The sequence below is a fragment of the Dongia sp. genome (assembly GCF_041910485.1).
Lineage (GTDB): Bacteria > Pseudomonadota > Alphaproteobacteria > Dongiales > Dongiaceae > Dongia.
Window position 1 is genome coordinate 128,946 of sequence record NZ_JAYRQR010000031.1, and the last position, 21,024, is coordinate 149,969.

The 21,024-nt window shown below is 62.0% G+C and carries 17 protein-coding genes; 14 read left to right on the top strand and 3 right to left on the bottom strand.

The genetic code is table 11. From position 1 onward, the window contains the following. Positions 1–159: 159 nt before the first annotated feature. The 4 genes from ACE3PP_RS09590 to ACE3PP_RS09605 all read left to right on the top strand — a co-directional run bounded on the left by ACE3PP_RS09590 (position 160) and on the right by ACE3PP_RS09605 (position 6,387). Entirely contained in the window at positions 160–1,662 is a 1,503-nt protein-coding gene (locus ACE3PP_RS09590; protein ID WP_374381104.1) for a PAS domain S-box protein, read from the top strand. A 164-nt stretch (positions 1,663–1,826) separates the two neighbouring features. Then, positions 1,827–2,276: a hypothetical protein gene (locus tag ACE3PP_RS09595; RefSeq protein ID WP_374381107.1), complete on the top strand. Its 450-nt coding sequence runs from the start codon at positions 1,827–1,829 to the stop codon at positions 2,274–2,276. Positions 2,277–2,439: 163 nt separating this feature from the next. Continuing rightward, positions 2,440–4,461, top strand: coding sequence for a methyl-accepting chemotaxis protein (locus ACE3PP_RS09600; RefSeq protein WP_374381110.1), 2,022 nt, complete (start codon positions 2,440–2,442; stop codon positions 4,459–4,461). 423 nt (positions 4,462–4,884) lie between these two features. Further along, the gene (locus ACE3PP_RS09605) at positions 4,885–6,387 is read left to right on the top strand and encodes a PAS domain-containing protein (protein WP_374381113.1); all 1,503 of its coding nucleotides are present in this window, start codon (positions 4,885–4,887) and stop codon (positions 6,385–6,387) included. Positions 6,388–6,396: 9 nt separating this feature from the next. Here ACE3PP_RS09605 and ACE3PP_RS09610 read toward each other — a convergent pair whose 3' ends face one another. Next, positions 6,397–7,188 carry a hypothetical protein gene (locus tag ACE3PP_RS09610; RefSeq protein WP_374381116.1) on the bottom strand — a complete coding sequence of 264 codons (792 nt, stop codon included), beginning with the start codon at positions 7,186–7,188 and terminating at the stop codon, positions 6,397–6,399. Positions 7,189–7,257: 69 nt separating this feature from the next. On the opposite strand from ACE3PP_RS09610, the gene ACE3PP_RS09615 reads away from it, so the two are divergent. Next, positions 7,258–8,193, top strand: coding sequence for an SDR family oxidoreductase (locus ACE3PP_RS09615; RefSeq protein ID WP_374381118.1), 936 nt, complete (start codon positions 7,258–7,260; stop codon positions 8,191–8,193). Between the two features lie 9 nt (positions 8,194–8,202). Here ACE3PP_RS09615 and ACE3PP_RS09620 read toward each other — a convergent pair whose 3' ends face one another. Beyond that, positions 8,203–9,003 carry an alpha/beta hydrolase gene (locus ACE3PP_RS09620; protein ID WP_374381119.1) on the bottom strand — a complete coding sequence of 267 codons (801 nt, stop codon included), beginning with the start codon at positions 9,001–9,003 and terminating at the stop codon, positions 8,203–8,205. A gap of 148 nt (positions 9,004–9,151) precedes the next feature. Here ACE3PP_RS09620 and ACE3PP_RS09625 point away from each other — a divergent pair, with 148 nt between their 5' ends. Further along, positions 9,152–10,354: a glycosyltransferase gene (locus tag ACE3PP_RS09625; RefSeq protein ID WP_374381122.1), complete on the top strand. Its 1,203-nt coding sequence runs from the start codon at positions 9,152–9,154 to the stop codon at positions 10,352–10,354. Between the two features lie 16 nt (positions 10,355–10,370). On the opposite strand, the gene ACE3PP_RS09630 is transcribed toward ACE3PP_RS09625, so the two are convergent. Then, positions 10,371–11,039 (bottom strand): glutathione S-transferase family protein, encoded by a 669-nt coding sequence (locus tag ACE3PP_RS09630; protein ID WP_374381124.1) that lies wholly within the window; start codon positions 11,037–11,039, stop codon positions 10,371–10,373. Positions 11,040–11,141: 102 nt separating this feature from the next. On the opposite strand from ACE3PP_RS09630, the gene ACE3PP_RS09635 reads away from it, so the two are divergent. From ACE3PP_RS09635 to ACE3PP_RS09670, 8 genes are all read left to right on the top strand, one after another. Continuing rightward, positions 11,142–12,125: an NADPH:quinone reductase gene (locus ACE3PP_RS09635; protein WP_374381127.1), complete on the top strand. Its 984-nt coding sequence runs from the start codon at positions 11,142–11,144 to the stop codon at positions 12,123–12,125. Then, positions 12,122–13,063 (top strand): PPK2 family polyphosphate kinase, encoded by a 942-nt coding sequence (locus ACE3PP_RS09640; protein ID WP_374381130.1) that lies wholly within the window; start codon positions 12,122–12,124, stop codon positions 13,061–13,063. The genes ACE3PP_RS09635 and ACE3PP_RS09640 overlap by 4 nt, the downstream gene beginning before the upstream one ends. Before the next feature lie 153 nt (positions 13,064–13,216). Further along, positions 13,217–14,443, top strand: a complete 1,227-nt coding sequence (locus tag ACE3PP_RS09645) for a pentapeptide repeat-containing protein (RefSeq protein ID WP_374381133.1) — start codon at positions 13,217–13,219, stop codon at positions 14,441–14,443. 73 nt (positions 14,444–14,516) lie between these two features. Further along, entirely contained in the window at positions 14,517–16,310 is a 1,794-nt protein-coding gene (locus ACE3PP_RS09650; protein WP_374381136.1) for an adenylate/guanylate cyclase domain-containing protein, read from the top strand. A gap of 93 nt (positions 16,311–16,403) precedes the next feature. Then, positions 16,404–16,919, top strand: a complete 516-nt coding sequence (locus tag ACE3PP_RS09655) for a hypothetical protein (protein WP_374381139.1) — start codon at positions 16,404–16,406, stop codon at positions 16,917–16,919. Between the two features lie 70 nt (positions 16,920–16,989). Then, positions 16,990–18,045 carry a sorbosone dehydrogenase family protein gene (locus tag ACE3PP_RS09660; protein WP_374381142.1) on the top strand — a complete coding sequence of 352 codons (1,056 nt, stop codon included), beginning with the start codon at positions 16,990–16,992 and terminating at the stop codon, positions 18,043–18,045. Between the two features lie 104 nt (positions 18,046–18,149). Beyond that, positions 18,150–20,303 (top strand): methylmalonyl-CoA mutase, encoded by a 2,154-nt coding sequence (gene scpA / locus ACE3PP_RS09665; protein WP_374381145.1) that lies wholly within the window; start codon positions 18,150–18,152, stop codon positions 20,301–20,303. 126 nt (positions 20,304–20,429) lie between these two features. Next, entirely contained in the window at positions 20,430–20,822 is a 393-nt protein-coding gene (locus ACE3PP_RS09670) for a hypothetical protein (protein ID WP_374381148.1), read from the top strand. The last annotated feature ends 202 nt before the right edge of the window (positions 20,823–21,024 follow it).

Below are 21,024 nucleotides of genomic sequence, written 5' to 3' on the forward strand. Positions count from 1 at the left end.
CGTATAGTAGACCCCGCCTCTCAGGTTTTTGGCATTCCGTGCGTAGGCTTGGCGCTTAGCGCCAAGCCTAGAAATACCCAATCCGTAAACTTTCCTCATCGAGCGCCAGGGAGGCCCTGGTGATCGGGACGTCGTCCTAATCATGAGGAAATGCAAACCATGCCTATCTTCGGTCGCAGTGGCGATGCCTTGGCGAAACTGGCGGCGCTCGACAAGTCGCAGGCGGTCATCGAATTCAAGCCCGACGGAACGGTTCTCACGGCCAACGCCAACTTCCTGAACGCGATGGGATACACGCTGGATGAAATCAGGGGCCGGCATCATTCCATGTTCGTGGACCCCGCCTACAAGGACAGCGCGGAATATCGTGACTTCTGGGCAAAGCTCAACCGCGGCGAATTTCAATCGGCCCAGTACAAGCGCTTCGGCAAGGGCGGAAAAGAAGTTTGGATCGAAGCATCCTACAATCCAATCCTGAACTCACGCGGCCGGGTCATCAAGGTCGTGAAATATGCAACCGACGTGAGCGAACAAAAGGCAGAATATGCAGACCTGCTGGGGAAAATCGAAGCCATCGCCCGCTCCCAGGCGGTCATCGAGTTCGAATTGGACGGTACGATCATTACCGCAAACGAAAACTTCCTGAAGACCCTGGGCTATACGATCGACGAAGTGAAAGGCCGCCATCACTCACTTTTCGTCGATCCGGCCTATCGGGACAGCGCCGATTACCGGCAATTCTGGGAAAACCTACGCAAGGGGCAATTCCAAGCTGGTCAGTTCCGCCGTATCGGCAAGGGCGGAAAGGAGGTTTGGATCGAGGCATCGTACAACCCGATTCTTGACCTCAATGGACGGGTCTGGAAGGTCGTCAAATTCGCGACGGATCTCACGCCGCGAAAAGAGCAGAACAAGGCGCTGGCCAACGAATTCGAGCAGGGCGTGAAATCGCTGGTCCAGACACTCGCCGGCTCAGCTCAGAGCATGCAGTCAACGGCTCAGACCTTGGTCGCCAGTGCCGAGCAAACAAGCCACCAATCCTCGACAGTCTCGGCAGCAACCGAGCAGCTATCCGCGTCGGTGAATGAGATTGCACGGCAACTCTCAGATTCCAACTCTGTCGTCAGCGTTGCGGTAAGCGAGGCACAGAAGTCCGAGCGTATGGTCAGCGATCTGGTGAGCGCCGCCCAGAAAATCGGCGAGGTCACAAAGATCATCTCCGAGATTGCGAGCCAGACAAACTTGCTGGCGTTAAATGCTACAATTGAAGCGGCGCGCGCTGGTGAAGCAGGAAAAGGCTTCGCGGTGGTTGCCTCTGAAGTCAAATCACTGGCCACGCAGACGGCAAAGGCAACAGAGGAAATCGATCAGCACATTCGCGGAATCCAAGAATCCAGCTCGACGACAGCGGACGCAATCAGGCAGATCGGAAACATCATCAACCAAGTCAGCGGCATCAGCACGTCGATTTCCAGTGCAGTCGAAGAGCAATCCGCCGCTACGCGTGAGGTTGCCAGCAACATCGTCGGCGTTACTTCCGCTGCTCAGGAATCGGGCCAAGCGTCCGCTAGCGTGCTTGATGATGCAAAAGGTCTCTCGGAACAGGCCGTGACGCTTGAAAGTCGGGTCGATGCGTTCCTGTTAAGCGTCAGGTCTATGTAGCAGCCGGCCGAACATGCGGGGCCTCGAACTGTGACCTGTCGTTTGGATGACCCGCATGACGGCATCGAGGTGTCAATATCAGGTCGTGAAATCTGGCGGAACACGGGCAACCAGGCACCAGCGCTGGCCTATGTCGTCCCTAGGGAAATTAATCGGAAGAAGCTATGATCTCGACGGAAGTATCAGTGGTTGACGTCAATACGCTGGCGCGAATGAGGGATACAGCGGCCCGAGCGATGAACACGTCGCTCAACTCCTATCGAAGCCTCCTGCTAAGCGGCGCGCATCAACCGCAATTATCCATAGTGGCCGACGAGGTATCTCGGATCACCATTCATGTTGCCGAGGAGCTTCTGTTCTTATGTGATCTGGCCGTTAGCGCTGGGGTTGTGCGCGACGATCTTAGGCAAAAGTTGGCTCACGTCGTAGCAGAGCATACCGGCAATGCCTTGCATCGCCCGATCGATCTTAGACGGCATCGCGTCCGCCGATTGCCGGCAAGGGAAGGGCTGCACTGTGTCATGGACGCATTGGAGGCGATGTGTGACCGGGTAGATCAACTGATCTGCTCCCTCAAGAAGGAAGGCAACGGCTCGTTCTGCGAGTCGAATTGATTCCTAAATCTCTCCGAATTTTCTCCGAAAGCGGACTCGAGCCGGTTGCTAGCATGGCAGCATTGCAGAATTGATGGCCCTGGTTCTCGGTCAGTTTTACCTTTCCTTACAATTTGAGCGCCCAGATTTCCCGGTGATGTTCCGATCCATTTCGGGGGCACCCATGTCTGCCGCCTTGTTCCAGAACCTGAAAATAGCCAACAAAATCCTCATCGGATTCGGCGCTGTGCTAGCGATCCTTCTGGCTGTCGCGGTGAGTGGCGTGCTCGGGCTTGGTCGGGTCAGCGACGATGTTGCGCATTACACGACCATTGTCGAACTGTTTGGTGATTCGGCGGATATCGAACGCGATCTTCTGGAACTGCGCGCCCATGTCGATGCATATGCGCAAACCGGCGACATGGCTGAAGTGGCGATGGTCAAGGATCTGCATTCGAGCCTGATGGCCAAACTCAATGATGGCACCAAATCAGCATCGGATTCCGTTACGCGTGACGCACTTGCCGCCATGTCCGATCGGCTCTCTGCCGTCATGGCCGATTTCGACAAGGCCGTCACCCTGGAGGCCGCGCGCGAAAAGGTCGCAAGCGACACGTTGGCCAAGGCCGGGCCCGAGCTGACGGACACGCTCGATGCCGTGTTGAAGCAGGCGCTGACAAGCGGCAACACCCAAGCCGCACTTGCGGCAGCCGACGGGTTGAGGAATGCCCTCGTTGCGCGGCTCAACATCAACTTGATGCTGGAGCGGCATGAAAATGGGGCAGCCGGTGCTGCTGAAACCGCGCTCTCGAATGTCGATAAGGCGATTGCCGCCTTGGAAGCCAGCGCCCTCGCAGGTGGCTATGCCGATCGGCTTGCCCGCGCCAAGGCACTGACACCTGCCTATCAAGCGGCCTTTGCCGATGGGCGCAAGCTCGATGCGGCGCTTGAGCAACTGGTGACAAAGGACGTTGCCGCGGCCAGCGACGACATTGTCGCCAAGGCCGAACTGGTCAAGAAGGATGCAGCAGACGCCGAGGCACGCATCGCGACGGAAGTAACCGGCGTCGTCCGGCAAAGCGAATGGGACATGATCGGCTTCAGTATCGCCGGCTTCGTCTTAGGCCTTGTCGTCGCCGTTGCGATTGGGCGCGGCATTTCGCGGCCTATCGTCGGACTGGCCGGCACGATGCTGCGCTTGTCCGAAGGCGACCGCACCGTCAGCGTGGCGGGTACCGCGCGGCGCGATGAAGTGGGCGGCATGGCCAAGGCGCTGCTGGTGTTCAAAGACAATCTCGCCGAAACGGAGCGCCTGCGCCTCGCTGGCGAGGAAGCCAAGCGCCAGGCCGAGGCCGAACGCAAACAGGCAATGCTGCAATTGGCCGATCAGTTCGAACAGAGCGTCGGCAAGGTCGTGGGCAGTGTCACGCAAGCTGCCGCTGAATTGCAGGAGACCGCTCAGCTCCTTTCTGCGACGGCCGAGGAAACGGCGCAGCAATCGAATGCCGTTTCGGCCGCCGCAACAGAACTGACGCAGAATGTCGAGACGGTCGCCTCGGCGACCGAAGAATTGACGGCTTCGGTGGGTGAGATCGGCAATCAGGTCGTGGAGTCGAACCGCATCGTCCTTCAGGCCGTGGCCCAGGCGGAATCGACCGATACGCAGATGCGCGCGCTGGCCGCCGCGGCGGAAAAGATCGGCGCGGTGGTGACGCTGATCAACGACATCGCGTCGCAGACCAATCTGCTGGCCCTCAACGCGACGATCGAAGCGGCGCGCGCCGGCGAGGCAGGGAAAGGTTTTGCCGTGGTGGCGTCCGAGGTGAAGACGCTCGCCACGCAAACGGCCCGTGCGACGGAAGAGATTGGCGGTCAGGTGGCGAGCATTCAGCAATCGGCGGGGGCGTCGGCCCAGTCCATGCAATCCATTCACCAGACGATTGGGCGGATCAGTGACATCTCTGCCGCCATCGCCTCGGCCGTCGAAGAGCAAAGCGCTGCCACCCAGGAAATATCGCGCAACGTCCAACAAGCTGCCATCGGGACAGGTGAGGTTTCAGGCAATATCAGCGGCGTGACCCAGGCCTCACAGCAGACCAGCGCCGCCTCGGGTCAAATGTTGTCGGCGGCGACGGACCTTAGCCGGAACGGTGCCGTCCTGGCAGAGCAGGTACGCAACTTCCTGGCGAGCGTGCGGGCGATGTAGCGACCCACCGGCGGCGAGAAGTCGGACCAACTAAAAACGGAACTATTCCGGCATATCCCAAATATTCGAAGAAGTAAAACCCAGGTTTGCTACTTATTTGGGCATATTTGCAATATTAATATGATTTTAATCAATTGCGCTGTACAAATGTGCAGTCGCTAATCATTCGTATTATCAATTCCGAATGAGATGACAGACCTCCTGCGGATTTAGCAGGCCGCGTTTGGCGGCTCGGGGCCAGGAGCTCTGATCCAGGGGCCTTGATCAAGCGTAAACGGGTGCGTGGTCGTGGGGCACGTTATCGCCCGGCGAGGCGTCCCCCAAGAAGACTGCCAAGACAGATCACTGGGGAATGACCGTTGGGGACCAGATCACCGGCGGATATCCGTAGCCAAGCCGACGTCAAACAAGCGGGGTTGTTTTATGGGTTTCCAGATATTCAATTCTGACAGCGCTGCCAAGCTGCAGGCGCTGGATAAGTCGCAAGCCATCATCGAATTCAAGATGGACGGGACCATCATCACGGCGAATGCCAACTTCCTGAACGCGATGGGCTATTCGCTGGACGAGATCAAAGGCCGCCATCACAGCATGTTTGTCGAACCGGCCTATAAGGAAAGCGCCGACTACCGCGAGTTCTGGGCCCGCCTCAATCGAGGCGAATTCCAGGCGGCGCAGTACAAGCGCATCGGCAAGGGTGGCAAGGAAGTGTGGATCGAGGCGTCCTACAACCCGATCCTCGATCGCAGCGGCAAGCCCTACAAAGTGGTCAAATACGCGACCGACGTCAGCCGGCAGAAGTCGGAATTCGCCGACCTCAACGGCAAGGTCGACGCGATCGGCCGTTCGCAGGCGGTCATTGAATTCAACCTCGATGGCGTCATTCTGACCGCCAACGAGAATTTTCTGAAGACACTGGGTTATCGCCTCGACGAAATCCAGGGCAAGCATCACAGCATGTTTGTCGAACCCGCCTACCGCGACAGCGCCGACTATCGCCAGTTCTGGGAAAAGCTGCGGAATGGCGAGTTCCAGGCCGCGCAATACAAGCGCATCGGCAAGGGCGGGCGCGAAGTCTGGATCGAAGCCTCGTACAACCCGATCCTCGATCTCAACGGCCGTGTCTGGAAGGTGGTGAAGTTCGCGACCGACCTCACGCCGCGCAAGGAACAGAATCTGCAGCTCGCCAAGAGCTTTGAAACGGGCGTCAAATCGCTGGTCAATACCGTGGCGAGTTCGGCCAATGACATGCAGGGGACGGCGCAATCGCTTGCCGCCGCCGCCGTGCAGACCAGCCAGCAATCGAGCACTGTCTCATCGGCATCCGAAGAGCTTGCCGCCTCGGTCAACGAAATTGCCCGCCAGATTTCGGAATCCAACAGGATCGTGGGCGAAGCCGTGAGCCGCGCGCAGGCGTCGGAGGAAAAGGTGGCGCAACTGGTATCGGCCGCGCAGAAGATCGGCGAAGTCACGCAGATGATCACCGACATCGCCAATCAGACCAATCTTCTCGCTCTCAACGCCACCATCGAGGCGGCGCGGGCGGGCGAAGCCGGCAAGGGCTTTGCCGTAGTTGCGTCAGAGGTGAAAAGCCTCGCCACGCAGACCTCGCGCGCCACCGAGGAAATCGACCAGCAGATCCGCGACATCCAGGAATCGAGCCGCAGCACTGCCGACGGCATCCGCGAAATCGGTTCCGTCATCGGGCGTGTCAGCGAAATCAGCGCCTCGATCGCCAGCGCCGTCGAAGAGCAATCGGCGGCGACCAAGGAAGTCTCGGCCAATATCATCGGTGTGACGCAAGCGGCGGAAGCGTCCGGCGAATCATCGAACGTCGTGCTGGGCGGTGCCCAATCGCTTGCCTCGCAGGCGGTCGAACTGGAAAAGCAGGTCGACGCCTTCCTGGTCAGCGTCCGGGCAATGTGAAGGGGCTGCTTACTCGGCCTTGAGGTCCAGCTTTTCCAGCTGTTGCTGGGCGGCTGCGGCGACATCCGTTTTCGGTGCCACCTGCAGCACGCGCAAGAAATCCTGGCGCGCGGCATCCTTTTCGCCATTGAGGGCGTGAAGGCGGCCGCGCTCCAGCAGCGCTTGCGGAAAATCGGGCGCGATGGTCAGCGCCTGGTCGAGATTGTCGCCCGCGATATCCAGCTGCGAGAGCGAGATATAGGCTGACGCCCGATAGGCGTAGATATCGGGCCGGTTGGGTGACAGGTCGGCAGCCACATTGAGATCGTCGAGCGCCTCGAAATACATGCCGCTTTCGCCATAGAGACGCGCGCGGTCGATGAGGAGCTCGACATTCTTGGGGCTCAAGGTCAGGCCCTGGTTCAGATCATGGAGCGCCCGCTGCGTCTTGCCGGCCAGCATCCAGGCATAGGCGGCTTGGCCGAACACTTCCGAGGCGATGGGCGCCTTCACTTGCGGCATGGTCTCGGCAATGCGTTCCAGCAGCACGCCCGCATCCTCGTACTGCTTCAGGCCGATATAGGCGAGCGCCTCGCAATGCTGGGCCGCTTCGGCGCCGCCCTGCTTCTCCCAGGCGACGGCGCTTTCCAGCGCATCGGCCGGGTTCTGGTCGACCAGCGCCATGCAGGCGGAATATTGCTGTTCGTTCTCGGCCGTGGTCAGCTTTTCCTGCGCCCAGGCACCTGTGGCGGCACCGGTGGCGGCACCGGTTGCCAACACCGCAATGGGCAGAAGTCGCGCAAAAAGATGCGTCAATCGCATGGTTGATGTTTCCGTGGCCGCGCTTTAGGACCGGATTGATGGATTCCCGAAGGGCATTTTGCAAGCCTCATGACGCCGACACCAGCCGATACCCCCGCCGCGAGTGATCAAAGTCCCGTGACACCGCGCCGCCGCGTGCTCGCTCCGGGGCATCTCTTCTGTTTCGGCCTCGGTTATTCGGCCCTGCATGTCGCTGACAGGTTGCTGGCGGCCGGTTGGCGGGTTTCGGGCACCTGCCGGTCGGCCGAAAAGCAGGCGGAACTGCGGGCGCGAGGCATCGAGGCGCATCTCTTTGACCGCGGCCGGCCGCTGGCCGATCTTGGCCGCTACCTTGCCGACGTGACCGATCTCCTCGCCTCGGTCCCCCCGGATGCGGCGGGCGACCCCGTCATCGACCTGCACGGGGCCGAAATCGCCGCCGCTGCCACCCGTTTCGCCTGGATCGGCTATTTGTCGACAACGGGCGTCTATGGCGATTGCGGCGGTGCCTGGGTCGATGAAGCGAGCCCCCTGCGGCCCAGCGGCGAGCGCGGCTTGCGGCGGTTGAAGGCCGAAGAGGCCTGGCTCGCTTTGCCACAGCCGGCGCATCTCTTCCGTCTGGCAGGAATCTATGGTCCCGGTTCCTCGGCCCTCGATTCCGTCCGCGAAGGCCGCGCCCGCCGCGTGGTCAAGGCGGGCCAGGTCTTCAGCCGCATCCATGTCGCCGATATCGCCGCGACAATCATCGCCTCGATGGCCCGGCCCAATGCGGGAGCCGCCTACAATGTCTGCGACGACGACCCGGCACCGCCGGCCGATGTCGTCACCTATGCCTGCGCGCTGCTTGGTGTCGCGCCGCCACCTGTCGTTCCTTACGAGACGGCCGACCTCTCACCGATGGCGCGCAGCTTTTACGACGACAACAAGCGGGTCAGCAACGCGCGCATGAAGCGCGAACTGGGTGTGACGCTGGCCTTTCCCGACTATCGCATCGGTCTCAAATCGCTTTTCGATGCCGGGTTCTGAGCGGCCAGCTCAAGAGACTTCCTCAATTGCCATCATCAGGCGTTCGATATCCTGCGGCCGCGACAATCGATGATCGCCATCCTTGACCAGATGGACAACGACATCCGGGCTTATCAGGCGATCGGCGAGCCGCAGGGAAACGCTGAACGGCACGTCCGGATCGGCCTGGCCGTGAATGAGGCGCACCGGCCGGTCGATGGCGATGGGGGCACCCAACAGCAGATGCCGACGCCCGTCCTCGATCAGTGCCCGCGTGATGACGTAAGGCTCGTCGCTATAGGCACTCGGCTCCTCGATGCGACCGTCGCGCATCAGCTGCGCCTGCATGCCGGCATCCATCGTCTGCCACATCAGTTCTTCAGTAAAATCGGGCGCTGGTGCCAAGCCCACCAACGCATGGACGCGGTCGGGCCGCGCCAGCGCACAAAGCAGCATCAGCCAGCCGCCCATCGATGAGCCGACCAGAATCTGCGGCCCTTCCGTCAGCTGATCCAGCACGCTCAGCGCATCGTCGCGCCAAGCCCCGATCGTGCCGTCGGAAAATCTGCCGCTCGACTTCCCGTGACCGGTATAATCGAAACGCACATAGGCGCGACCCGTTGCAGCGCAATAGGCATCGAGTGCCATCGCTTTGGTACCGGTCATGTCCGATGCAAAGCCGCCCAAAAAGACAATGCCCGGCTGGACGTTGCGCTGGTTCGAACCATCGCTGGAAACATCGTTGGCCGCCAGATTGCGGCGGTAATAGGCCAGATATCCGCCGCCCGGCAGTGGCAGGCGCGACGCCTCCGACGCCCTGGCCCCGTTCACGCAATCGTGGTGCCGTGCCGGTCCAGGGTGCGGCACAGGTGCTTGCAATCCGGCAGCGCTGCCTGATAATGGTTGCGGGAAGTCAAGAGTCCCGGCGACCTGTGGGTTCTTTATGGACTGCATCAGCGAAGCTCTCCCCGGATAAGAGATGTCGATCGACACCGTTTCCGCGCCACCTGTTTATACCAGCCCCGCCCCGGATCGAAAGGCACCTGCTGTGTTGCAGCTCGTCTCGCATTTCGACGCGGGCGGTGCCGCGCGCTTGGCGCTGGAGATCGCAGGTGCGGTGAGTGCTGCTGGTGGCGACGCCTATATCGCGTTTGAATCCGCCCTCGTCTCGACGCATGAATTGCCGCGCTACGGCGTCAAGGCGGTGGAGATGAAGCTTGCCAGCCGCAACCCGGTCACCAATTTCAACGTGGCCCGCCGCGTCGCGCGCTTTGCGGTCGAGAACAAGATCGACATCATCCATGCGCAGAATGCGAGCCTTGCCGTGATCGGCCATGCGGCGGCGAAAAAGGCCGGCTGCCGCCTCGTCACCACCTTCCACGACGGTCCGGCCAGTGTCGCTGCGCTCTCGAAGCGCAGCCTCGCGGCCTTCGCCGAATCGGACATGGTCATCACCCATTGCAACGCGACGGCGCTGGAAATCGCCAAGGCGATCCCAAGCCTTGGCCACCGTTTGAGCGTCGTCCCCTTCGGCATCGACCTGACGCGCTTCGACCCGGCGCAGGTCACGGCACCGCGCGTGGTGCAACTCGCCAATCAATGGCGCGTGCCGGACGATCTGCCGGTCATCATGGCGCCCGCGTCGTTCGAACGCGGCAAGGGCCAGTCACTGCTGCTCGAATCGCTGGCGCTCATCCGCGATCTCGATCTGCGCTGCATCCTGGTGGGCTCGGAAAATGACGGCGGCGCCTATCGCGCCCAGCTGCAGAAGGAAATCGTGCAGCACCAGCTGCAGGACCGCGTCCTCATCGCCGAGGAGGTGAAGGATATGTCGGCTGCCCTGATGCTGGCCGACCTCATCGTCGCCCCCTATCTGGAACCGGCGACCTACAACCGCGTCATCATCGAGGCCCAGGCCCTGGGCCGACCCGTCGTCGCCAGCGACTTCCCCAATGCGCGCGAGGTGCTGGACGGTTCATCGATGGCCTGGCTGACGCCCCCGGGCGATGCGATGGCTCTCGGCTGGGCCATCCGCGACGCCCTGTCCTTGCCCCTCGACGAGCGCGAGGCACGGACCCCGCAGGTGATCGACAATGTGCGCCAGCGGGCCGACCGGGTCAGCATGAATGACAGCATGCTGTCACTTTACGGCCATCTGACCAGCGCCGATCAGGCAGCCTGAACGGGCCGCCCGCAGCCTAGAAATCGAGATCTGCGTAATGGGCCGGCGGCTGGGTCCCCGGCCAGGTATCGGCCAGGATCTGGCGGAAACTGGGGCGGGATTTGACCCGCGCATACCATTCGGCGGCTTCCCGGTGATGTTCCCAGGCGACGTCGCCCATATAATCGATGGCCGAAATCTGTGCCGCCGCGGCGATGTCCGCCAGGCTGAAATCCTCCCCGGCCAGCCAGTTGCGCCGGTCCGCCAGCCACGAAATATAGTCCAGATGGATGCGGATATTGGCCTTGCCGGCGCGAATCGCCGCTGAATCCGGCCCGCCCTGGCCAAGCAGGCGTTTGACCATTTTCTCGAACAGCAGGTTCTGCGTCACCTCGCGCTCGAACTTCTGGTCGAACCAGGCGACCAGGCGCCGGACCTCGGCCCGGTAGCCCGGTGTCCGCCCCAGCAGCGGCGTGTCCTGATAGGCTTCCTCGAGATACTCGCCGATCGCATAGGCGCCGGCGACGACCAGGCGATTGTCCTCGACCAGGACCGGTGTCTCACCGGCCGGGTTGAGCGCCAACAGGCCCTCGCGCCGTTCCCAGGGCTTTTCCGCCTGGGAATCGAATTCAAGCTTCTTCTCGCGCAACTGGATGCGCACGCGGCGCGATTGCGGCTGAAGCGGGAAGTGGTGCAGCGAGCGCATTTGGTCTCCGAATCGGCGGCGGAGACTATCACTGGTGGGCGGGCTCGGCTAGGTTTGGTGACGGAGATATTTCAGTGATCAGACACCTTGGAGCAAGATCGAATGCGCGCCGCATTCTATGAAAAGTTGGGCCCCGCCCGTGAGGTGCTGCAGGTCGGCGACATGCCGGATCCGCTGCCGCTGGCTGGCGAGGTCCGCGTGAAGATCGCGGCCTCCGGCGTCAACCCGTCGGACGTGAAGATGCGTGCAGGCACCGGCAGCGCCGCCAATCAATATCCGCGCACCATCCCGCACAGCGACGGGGCCGGTGTCATCGATCAAGTGGGGGCCGGCGTTCCCCCTGCGCGCATCGGTCAGCGGGTCTGGGTCTGGAACGCGCGCTGGAATCGCGCCTTCGGCACGGCGGCGCAGTTTGTGACGCTTCCCGCCGAACAAGCGGTCCCGCTGCCCGACAATATCGATTTCGCGGCAGGCGCCTGCTTCGGCATTCCGGCGCTCACAGCGTGGCAAGGTGTCGAAACAGATGGTGGCGTTGCTGCAGGCGATTGGGTGCTGGTCAATGGCGGCGCCGGCGCGGTCGGTCATTACGCGGTGCAGATGGCGGCGCTCAAAGGGGCGCGTGTCATCACCACGGTTTCCAGCGCCGCGAAGGCCGCGCATGCCCGCCAAGCGGGCGCCGAGATCGTCATCGACCGCAAGAAGGAAGATATCGTCCAGCGCATCCGCTCGGTGACGGGGGGCAAGGGTGTTGCGCGCGCGATCGAGGTGGATTTTTCCGGCAACATGGCCTGGTTGCCGCAAGTCATGGCCGATTACGGCCTCGTCGCCATCTATGGATCCAGCAAGCCCGAGGCGACGGTTCCCTTCGGCCCGTCGATCCTGGCCAATATCGGCTACCGCTTCTTCATCGTCTACAATCAGCCGCCGGCGCTGCGTGTCCGCGCTATTGCGGCGCTTGACGGCATGCTGCGCAACAACAGCCTCAAACACACGGTCGCGGCGAGCTATCCGCTGGCCGACATCGCCACGGCGCATGAGGCTGTCGAACGCGGCGCCGTCATCGGCAATGTCGTGGTGCTGCCATGAAAGCAACTGACAAGAAAAACGGCAGGAAATCCCTGTCGGAACTGATCGCGCCTTACCGCGTCGACAGCGGCAAGGGCTTTCGTCTCAAGGATTACGCCACTGCTCCCGGCAACAGCGATGGCGACAAGGACAAGAACGGCAAGCTGCTCGAGGAATGCAGCAAGCGCCTTTCCAGCCTGCAGGAACGCCTGCATGCCGAGGGTCGCTGGGCGTTGCTCCTGATCCTTCAGGGCATGGATGCGTCGGGCAAGGACGGCGCCATCAAGAACGTGATGTCTGGTGTCGATCCGCAGGGCGTCGACGTTTCTTCGTTCAAGGCACCGGCCGGTGTCGAGGTTGAGCACGATTTCCTGTGGCGATGCGCCGCCGTGATGCCGCGGCGTGGCCGCATCGGCATCTTCAACCGCTCCTATTACGAGGAAGTGGTGGCGGTGCGCGTCTATCCGCAATTCCTCGACAATCAACGCCTGCCGCAAAGCCTGATGGGCAAGAAAATCTGGGGCGAGCGGCTGGCCGATATCGCGCAGTACGAAAACTATCTCGCCCATAACGGCATCGTCGTCCGCAAGATCATGCTCAACATCTCGCGCGAGGAGCAGAAGAAGCGCCTGCTCGCCCGGGTCGAAGATCCCGACAAGATGTGGAAGTTTTCGCCGGACGATCTCAGGGACCGCCAGCGCTGGCCGGAATTCATGGGCGCCTATGAAGAAGCCATCCAGGCGACGGCCAGCAAGGCAGCACCCTGGTTTGTCGTACCCGCTGACGACAAACCCTTCGCACGCCTCACCGTGGCACGCATAGCGATCGATGCGCTGGAAGGTCTCGATCTTGCCTTTCCGACCGTTGCACCTGACAAGGCTGCGGCGGCGCGCGAAGCGGCGGCGCGACTGGCGGCCGAATCCAATCTAGGAAACAAAGCCGCCAAGAAAGGTCGCTGAATACATGCCGGCCCCAAGGGGAAATCAAATCCCTTAATAGTTTGCGCGGCAATTATTTGATCCGCGCCCGACAACAAGTGTCGAGCGTGGATTTTATACTTAGCTTGTGGTCAACTGAGTCGCGTTACGTTGGGGGAAGCGACGAGACCGACCATGGATATCGATTTGCTGCGTGCGACCTTGGTCGCACATCGGCGATGGCTGCGCCAGGAACGCGGTGGCAAGCGCGGCGACCTTTCTCTTGTTGTTCTGGAAAATTTCGGCCTGCCGGGCGTCGTTTTGACGCGTGCGAAGCTGACCGGCGTCCAGATTCTCAATTCCGATCTGACCGAAGCCAAGCTCGACGAAGTTGATTTCTTCGCCGCCAACTTGGCCGGTTCCGTGCTGTTCCGGGCCGATTGCCGTGGGTCCGACTTTCGCGGCGCCCACCTCCAGGGAACCGACTTCAGCGAGGCCATGCTGACCGGGGCCGATTTCCGCGATGGGTCGCTCATGGTCAATGTCGGCGGCCAAACGCGCCCTGCCGAACGCGCGGCGGTGACCACGGCGCAGGAACGCACCGGCATGACCCGCGCCAACCTCGAAGGCGCCAAGCTTCACGCTGCCGTCGTCCGCAAGGCGGATCTTTCCGGAGCCATCCTGCGCAACGCCGATCTCAGCCAGGCCGATTTTACCGGATCGTCCCTCAAGGACGCCGATCTCCGGGGGGCCAATCTGCAGGGCTGCAATTTAAGCGGCGCCCATCTCAATCGCGCCGCTGTCGAAGGTGCCAAGCTCGATGGCGCGATCTTGAAGGATGCCAACATTTTCGGCGTCGAGATCGAGAAGGCGACCTACAAGAACCTCGACCTCTCGGAAGCGATCGCCGTCGACGATTCGGTCGAAGCGGCGCTCAGGATCGGCGATCTGGTGCTGGCGCACGAGCAATGGGTGGAAAGCAACGGCGCCATCGGCACGCGCGCCGACTTTTCCGGCATGGATCTGTCCGGTGTCGATTTCACCGGTCGCAATCTTTCGGCCGCCCTTTTCGTTCACGCGCGGCTGCGCGCGACCAAATTCGTGAAGGCCATTCTCGATCTCACAGATTTCAGTCACGCGGATCTCAGCGGTGCCGACATGTCACGGGCCGATCTGCGTGGCGCCAATCTCAGCGAAACGACTTTGCGGCGCACGAATTTCAGCGGCGCCGATCTCAAGATGCAGACCGCGCATCTGCCCAACGGTATGACGCGTGACTTCCCCGTGACGCTGAAAGGCTGCCGTTTTGCCGAGACGAACTTCACAGGTGTCGAGTGTGATCGCCTGAAAAGCGGTGGCGAGGTGCCGACCGGCATCATCGCCGAGGATCATTTCAAGGCCCTTTTTGCAGCGGCTGTTTGACGCCGACCGATCCGCCGCCGATGATGTCCCGTATTGAAGAGCGGGGTCGGGGCGAAAAGGCGGATGAGGCGATATGAGCGACGCTGAACGCAGATCCTGGACCTGGCATTTCAAAAGCCCGCCATCAGCGATCTGGCCGTTGCTGGCCGACACCGCGCGTTTCAATGAAGCAGCCGGCCTGCCGCGTCACCGGATCACCGAAATCCCGCAGACCGACGGCAGCGTTGCCTATTTTGGCGACGCGAAGATCGGACCTTTCGAACTGCGTTGGCGGGACCGGCCGGTCAATTGGGTGACCGAGCAATTCTTCGAACATATCCGCGACTTTTCCAGCGGCCCTTTTTCCAGCATCGATGCGCATTTGACGCTGGCGCCCGATCCAAACGGCCGTGGATCGATCGGGACTTACACACTGAAGGCCGCGCCGCGCAACATGTTCGGCCGCTTGATGCTGGCGACGCGCTTCTTCAAGGCATCGGGTGAGACGTTCGAGCGTCTGGTCATGGAAGCGGACCGTTTTGCCGCCGGCGAAACACCGGCCATCTTCACCTATGCCTCGCCCGTTCCCGATGCGGAAACCGTGGCCAAGGTCGCGCGCCTGGTGGCTGAGATCGAAGCGACACCCAATGGCCACGGGTTGGCGCAACGCCTCGCCGATCGCATCCTGACCGCGCAGGAAGTCGATTTGTGGCATGTGCGGCCGCTGGCTCTGGCGCGGGACTGGGGCGTCCCGGAACGGCATGCGATCGAGCTCTGCCTGCAGGCGGTGAAGACGGGGCTGCTCGAGCTCAGATGGGATCTCCTCTGCCCGCGCTGCCGCGTTGCCAAGGCGTGGGCCGGCGGGCTCGACCGCTTGCCGACGGGTGCCCATTGCTCATCCTGCAATATCGACTATGATCGCGATTTCTCGCGCAATGTCGAGGCCAGCTTCCGCCCGTCGCCGGCCATAAGACCGCTTGAATCGGGCCTCTATTGCATGTGGGGGCCGATGTCGGTGCCGCATGTGAAGGCGCAGATCCACCTTGAACCCGGCGAGGTGCGCGACCTTGCGGGAACGTTGCCGCCGGGTCCCTATCGCCTGCGGTCGCTGGAGCCGGGACCGGCCAGCGATATCGTCTTCGAGGACGGTGGTTTTCCGGCCCTAGTGATCGGCGCCGAGACGATCGAACCCGGCGAGATCCAACCGCCGAGCAAGCTGCGCTTTGCCAATTTGTCGACGCGGCCCCGTGTCGCCATCATCGAAAGCCGGCACTGGGTTGCCGATTGTCTGACCGCCGATCGCATCACCGCCCTGCAGACCTTTCGCGATCTCTTTTCCGACGATGTGCTGCGGCCGGGCGATGAAGTCTCGGTGGGCCGTGTTGCCTTGCTTTTCTCCGATCTCAAAGCCTCGACGGCACTCTATCAGCAGATCGGCGATGCTGCCGCCTATCATCTGGTGCGCGATCATTTCGCCTTCATGGCCGACATCATCCGTCAGCATGACGGGGCGGTGGTGAAGACGATCGGCGACGCGGTGATGGCGGCTTTCGCGCGTCCCGCCGACGCCATGCAGGCGGCGCTCGAAATCCAGCGCCGCATCGCAGGTGGCGGTTCAGGCGGCCGCGACCTCGTCATCAAGCTCGGCGTGCATCAGGGACCCAGCATCGCCGTGACGCTCAACGACCGGCTCGATTATTTCGGTTCGACCGTCAACATGGCGGCGCGTCTCCAGGGACAAAGCCAGGGCGGCGACATCGTCGTCTCGGCGGAAATGCTGGCCGATCCGGGTGTCGCCGTGGCTCTTGCCGGCTTCGTGCCGCGTGCCGAGAAAGCGGCACTCAAGGGCTTTGCCGACGAACTCACCTTCTACCGCGTGACGCCTTGACGGCGTGTGCATTGATTAATTTTTAACCATAACCAGATTGCTTTCGGTGCTATCTGCTTGACTTTGCGGGCCTTTCGACCGCAATGAAACGTCATGACAGCGACCCAGAGCCAGCAGCCTGCCGCGGCCGACGCCCAGCGTTATCAGGAGCTTTGCGCCCGCGCTGCCGGGTCGAACGTCAATGACGTCTCGCTGCTGGCGACCGACTATCTCAACCACATCAACGAAGTGATCATGCTGCTCGAGATCGTTCCGGATGCGCCGGAATGCCTCGACGATTGCAAGGCCTGGCAACCGCTCGAATATACCGAGCATTTCAAGAACTCGGGTATCGCCGACAAGGAACTGGCGATCGAGGCCTATCCCTTCTCCCCGCCGCAATACAAGGAACCCTTCGACCGGCTGGTGCGCGAGATGAACCGGCTCATCGACATTTCGATCAAGCGGCTCGATCTGGTGCTCGCCGAAGGGAATGAGGACCAGGCCCGCCATGTCGCCGCCCGCGCCTCGCAAAATCTGCAGGACCTCATCGGCCAGGCCTCGGCCGTCATCCACGGCGACAATCACGTGATCGACCAGACGCAAATCGACGCACTGATGGATCTCTGACGCCATCTTGACGCCGGCCACCGGCTCCCCACATCAAGCCCACTCACAGAAATCGCAATGGATGGGCCATATGCGCGTCATGTTCACGGCTCTCGTTCTATTGCTTGCCGGTATCGGAACAGCCGCGGCGCAATCCGCACCTATCAAAGTCGCGACGCTGACGGATGGGCTGGAGCATCCCTGGTCGATGGCCGTCATGCCCGACGGCCATCTGCTGGTCAGCGAACGGCCGGGGCGCCTGCAGATCATCGATGCCAGGACCGGCCAGAAACGCGCTGTCGCCGGCATGCCCAAGGTCCGCGCCGAAAGTGAAGCCGGTGCCTTGGGCTTGGCGCTCGATCCCGACTTTGCGGGGAATGGCCGGCTCTATCTCTGTTATTCGACCGGCTGGACTTTGTCGGCCGGCAATCGCCTCTCCGCTTTCACGCTGCAGGATTTCAGCCTTCGTGACGAGCAGGTGCTGCTCGACGATCTCCCTGGTGCCAAATGGCACAATGGCTGCCGCGTGCGTGTCTCGCCCGACGGCTTCCTCTACGCCAGCCTCGGCGATGCGACCGCTGCTGGCGGCGCGCAGGATGTGGCCTATCTCGGCGGCAAGATCTTTCGCCTCAACCGCGATGGCAGCATTCCCGCCGACAACCCGTTCCCGAATTCACCGGTCTGGAGTTTCGGCCACCGCAATCCCCAGGGCCTCGCCTTTCGCCCCGGCGACGGCGCGCTCTGGTCGACCGAGCATGGTCCCGACACACAGGACGAGGTGAACCGGATTGTGAAGGGCGGCAATTACGGCTGGCCGCTCTGCCGCGGCACCGATCCCTGCCCCGGCCTTGCCGATTACCAGCCGGCCAAGGCGGAATTCGACCATGCGAACACGATCGCCATCTCGGATCTCATCTTCTACCAGGGTGATGCCTTTCCGGACTGGCGCGGCGACATCCTCTTCGTCGCCCTGAAGACCGGCCGGCTCTACCGCCTCGATCTCGACGGCGACCGCATCACCGGCCACCAGATTCTGATCGACGATGATTTCGGCCGCCTGCGGGACATCGCCGAAGGGGCGGACGGCAGCCTCTATCTCGCCACCGACAATGGCGAGGACCAAATTCTGCACCTGACGCCGCGCTGAGATTTCCCGCAGCACCTGTCTGGACTTGGCTGCTTTCCCTCTGCTAGTTTCGGGAAAATGCTGCACTGCAAAAGGTTCGCAGCAAAACGGTTGGAGGAAGCATCGTGGCGGATTTTCCGAAGAAGGCGCTGGCTGACTGGCAGAAACTGGCTGCCCAGGAACTGAAAGGCGCCGACCCCGCGACCCTCAATCGCGAGACGCCGGAAGGCATTTCACTAAAGCCCATCTATACCGAGGCCGATCTTGAAGGCCTTGAAAGCGTCGGCACGCTGCCGGGCTTCGCGCCTTATACCCGTGGCCCCCGCGCCACCATGTACGCCAACCGCCCCTGGACCATCCGCCAATATGCGGGCTTCTCGACCGCCGAGGATTCCAACGCCTTCTACCGCGAGAATCTGAAGCGTGGGCAGATGGGCCTCTCGGTCGCCTTCGACCTTGCCACCCACCGTGGCTATGACAGCGACCATCCCCGCGTCATGGGCGATGTCGGCAAGGCCGGTGTCGCCATCGATTCCGTCGAGGATATGAAGATCCTCTTCGACGGTATCCCCTTGGACAAGATGTCGGTCAGCATGACCATGAACGGCGCGGTCCTCCCCGTGCTCGCAAGCTTCATCGTCGCCGGCGAGGAGCAGGGCGTGCCGTTGGCGAAACTCAGCGGCACCATCCAGAACGACATCCTCAAGGAGTTCATGGTCCGCAACACCTATATCTATCCCCCCAGCCCATCGATGCGGATCGTCGCGGACATCATCGAATTCACCGCGCAAAAGATGCCGAAGTTCAACTCCATCTCGATCAGCGGCTATCACATGCAGGAAGCCGGTGCCAACGCGGTGCAGGAGCTGGCCTTCACGTTGGCCGATGGTCTTGAATATGTGCGCGCGGCCCTCTCGAAGGGTTTGAAGGTCGACGAGTTCGCGCCGCGCCTTTCCTTCTTCTTCGCCATCGGCATGAACTTCTTCATGGAGATCGCCAAGCTCCGCGCCGCGCGGTATCTCTGGGCGAAGCTGATGAAGCAGTTCAATCCGCAGGATCCGCAAAGCTCGGCGCTGCGCACGCACTGCCAGACCTCCGGCGTCTCGCTGCAGGAGCAGGACCCCTACAACAACGTCATCCGCACGACCATCGAAGCGATGGCGGCGGTCCTTGGCGGCACGCAATCCCTGCACACCAACGCGCTCGATGAAGCGATCGCGCTGCCCACACCTTTCTCGGCCCATATTGCGCGCAACACGCAGCTGGTCATTCAGGAAGAAAGCGGCATTCCCGCCGTCGTCGATCCGCTGGGCGGTTCCTATTACGTCGAAAGCCTGACGGCGAGCCTCGTCACGGCGGCCGAAAAGCTCATCGCCGAGGTCGAGGTGCTGGGCGGTATGACCAAGGCGGTCGAAAGCGGCATGCCGAAGCTGAAGATCGAGGAAGCCGCCGCCAAGCGCCAGGCCCGCGTCGATCGCGGCGAGGATGTGATCGTCGGCGTCAACAAGTACCAGGCGCGTGAGGAGACGAAGGTCGATGTGCTCGACATCGACAACAGCAAGGTGCGCGACCAGCAGATCGCGCGCTTGAATGCGATGAAGGCGAAGCGCGACGGCGCCAAGGCGCAGGCGGCGCTCGATGCGCTGCGCCAAGCGGCCAAGGACGGCACCGGCAATCTGCTGGCGCTCTCGGTCGAAGCGATGCGCGCCCGCTGCAGCGTCGGCGAGGTTTCCTCGGCGCTTGAAGATGTGTTCACACGCCACAAGGCGGAGATCCGCTCCATCGCCGGTGTCTACGGTGCCGCTTATCGCGACGATCCCGACTTCGCCGCCATCCAGGCCCGCGTCAAGGAATTCGCCGCCGCCGAAGGCCGCCGCCCGCGCATGCTGGTGGTGAAGCTGGGGCAGGACGGCCATGACCGCGGCGCCAAGATCATCGCCACCGCCTTTGCCGATCTCGGCTTCGATGTCGATGTCGGGCCCTTGTTCCAGATTCCGGAAGAAGCGGCGCGCCAGGCGATCGAGAACGACGTCCATGTCATCGGCGTCTCGTCCCAGGCGGCCGGACACAAGACCCTGGTGCCGCAGCTCATCAAGGCGCTGAAGGATCAAGGGGCCGAGGACATCCGCGTCATCTGCGGCGGTGTTATCCCGGCCCAGGATTACGCCATGCTGCGCGAGGCGGGTGTGGCGGCGATCTTCGGTCCCGGCACCAACATCCCGAAAGCGGCGGCCGAAGTCATCGGCCTTATCCACAAGCCCGGCAATAAGGCCGCCTGAGGAAAGCCGCCTGAGGAAGGCCTTCAACGGAACGTGATTGGGCCCAAGCGCAGGCCGGACCATTTCAGACCGTGAGATTTCATGCAGGCGCCGCAAACGCGGGCGCCAAACTGGAAAGGGACGGTCATGTCGGTTCGGAAATTCATTGCTGTCATGGGTTTGGCGCTGGTTGCCAGCAGCCTGTTCGCGGCACTGCCGGCCGAAGCCAAGATGAAGAAGGTCAAGCCGCCTTACGCGCTTGAAGATATCGACCGCGATCGCGACGGCGATATCAGCCGCAAGGAATGGAGCTGGGCGGAAAAGCACGGCTATGACCGCCTGAGCCACAATGGCGACCGGGTCACGCGCAAAATCTATCAGGCCGAGGTCAACCGCTATTACGGTTATCTCAACTGGCGCCAGGCGCGTTATGACGACAATGGGCCCAATTGGAATCGCGGTCGCTACAATGGCGACGACGATTGGTACGAAGACCAGCAGCACCGCCCCGGGGCGCCGTCGCAATCCGACCGCCGCTAACCACCGTGGACAAGGATTTGTTGTGGCCCCGGCCATGTGCCGGGGCCCTTCTTTCGTCCCGACGGTGATCTAACGGTCTTGTCACGCCCGGGCCAATTGCACCTTTTCCGCCAATGGCTTAGACTCCTCCTTTCATTTTCTGCCTGAACTACCGGTTGGGGCTGGAGCGAACCCACGCGCCTAGATACAGCGTGGGGCCGGG

Bases quoted from the DNA above. Each gene is read 5' to 3' on its own strand.
- ACE3PP_RS09595 (WP_374381107.1), top strand. From the start codon at position 1,827: ATGATCTCGACGGAAGTATCAGTGGTTGACGTCAATACGCTGGCGCGA.
- ACE3PP_RS09655 (WP_374381139.1), top strand. From the start codon at position 16,404: ATGACAGCGACCCAGAGCCAGCAGCCTGCCGCGGCCGACGCCCAGCGT.
- ACE3PP_RS09610 (WP_374381116.1), bottom strand. From the start codon at position 7,188: ATGCGATTGACGCATCTTTTTGCGCGACTTCTGCCCATTGCGGTGTTG.
- ACE3PP_RS09630 (WP_374381124.1), bottom strand. From the start codon at position 11,039: ATGCGCTCGCTGCACCACTTCCCGCTTCAGCCGCAATCGCGCCGCGTG.
- ACE3PP_RS09590 (WP_374381104.1), top strand. From the start codon at position 160: ATGCCTATCTTCGGTCGCAGTGGCGATGCCTTGGCGAAACTGGCGGCG.
- ACE3PP_RS09625 (WP_374381122.1), top strand. From the start codon at position 9,152: ATGTCGATCGACACCGTTTCCGCGCCACCTGTTTATACCAGCCCCGCC.
- ACE3PP_RS09635 (WP_374381127.1), top strand. From the start codon at position 11,142: ATGCGCGCCGCATTCTATGAAAAGTTGGGCCCCGCCCGTGAGGTGCTG.
- ACE3PP_RS09660 (WP_374381142.1), top strand. From the start codon at position 16,990: ATGCGCGTCATGTTCACGGCTCTCGTTCTATTGCTTGCCGGTATCGGA.
- ACE3PP_RS09600 (WP_374381110.1), top strand. From the start codon at position 2,440: ATGTCTGCCGCCTTGTTCCAGAACCTGAAAATAGCCAACAAAATCCTC.
- ACE3PP_RS09605 (WP_374381113.1), top strand. From the start codon at position 4,885: ATGGGTTTCCAGATATTCAATTCTGACAGCGCTGCCAAGCTGCAGGCG.
- ACE3PP_RS09645 (WP_374381133.1), top strand. From the start codon at position 13,217: ATGGATATCGATTTGCTGCGTGCGACCTTGGTCGCACATCGGCGATGG.
- ACE3PP_RS09670 (WP_374381148.1), top strand. From the start codon at position 20,430: ATGTCGGTTCGGAAATTCATTGCTGTCATGGGTTTGGCGCTGGTTGCC.
- ACE3PP_RS09640 (WP_374381130.1), top strand. From the start codon at position 12,122: ATGAAAGCAACTGACAAGAAAAACGGCAGGAAATCCCTGTCGGAACTG.
- ACE3PP_RS09650 (WP_374381136.1), top strand. From the start codon at position 14,517: ATGAGCGACGCTGAACGCAGATCCTGGACCTGGCATTTCAAAAGCCCG.
- ACE3PP_RS09615 (WP_374381118.1), top strand. From the start codon at position 7,258: ATGACGCCGACACCAGCCGATACCCCCGCCGCGAGTGATCAAAGTCCC.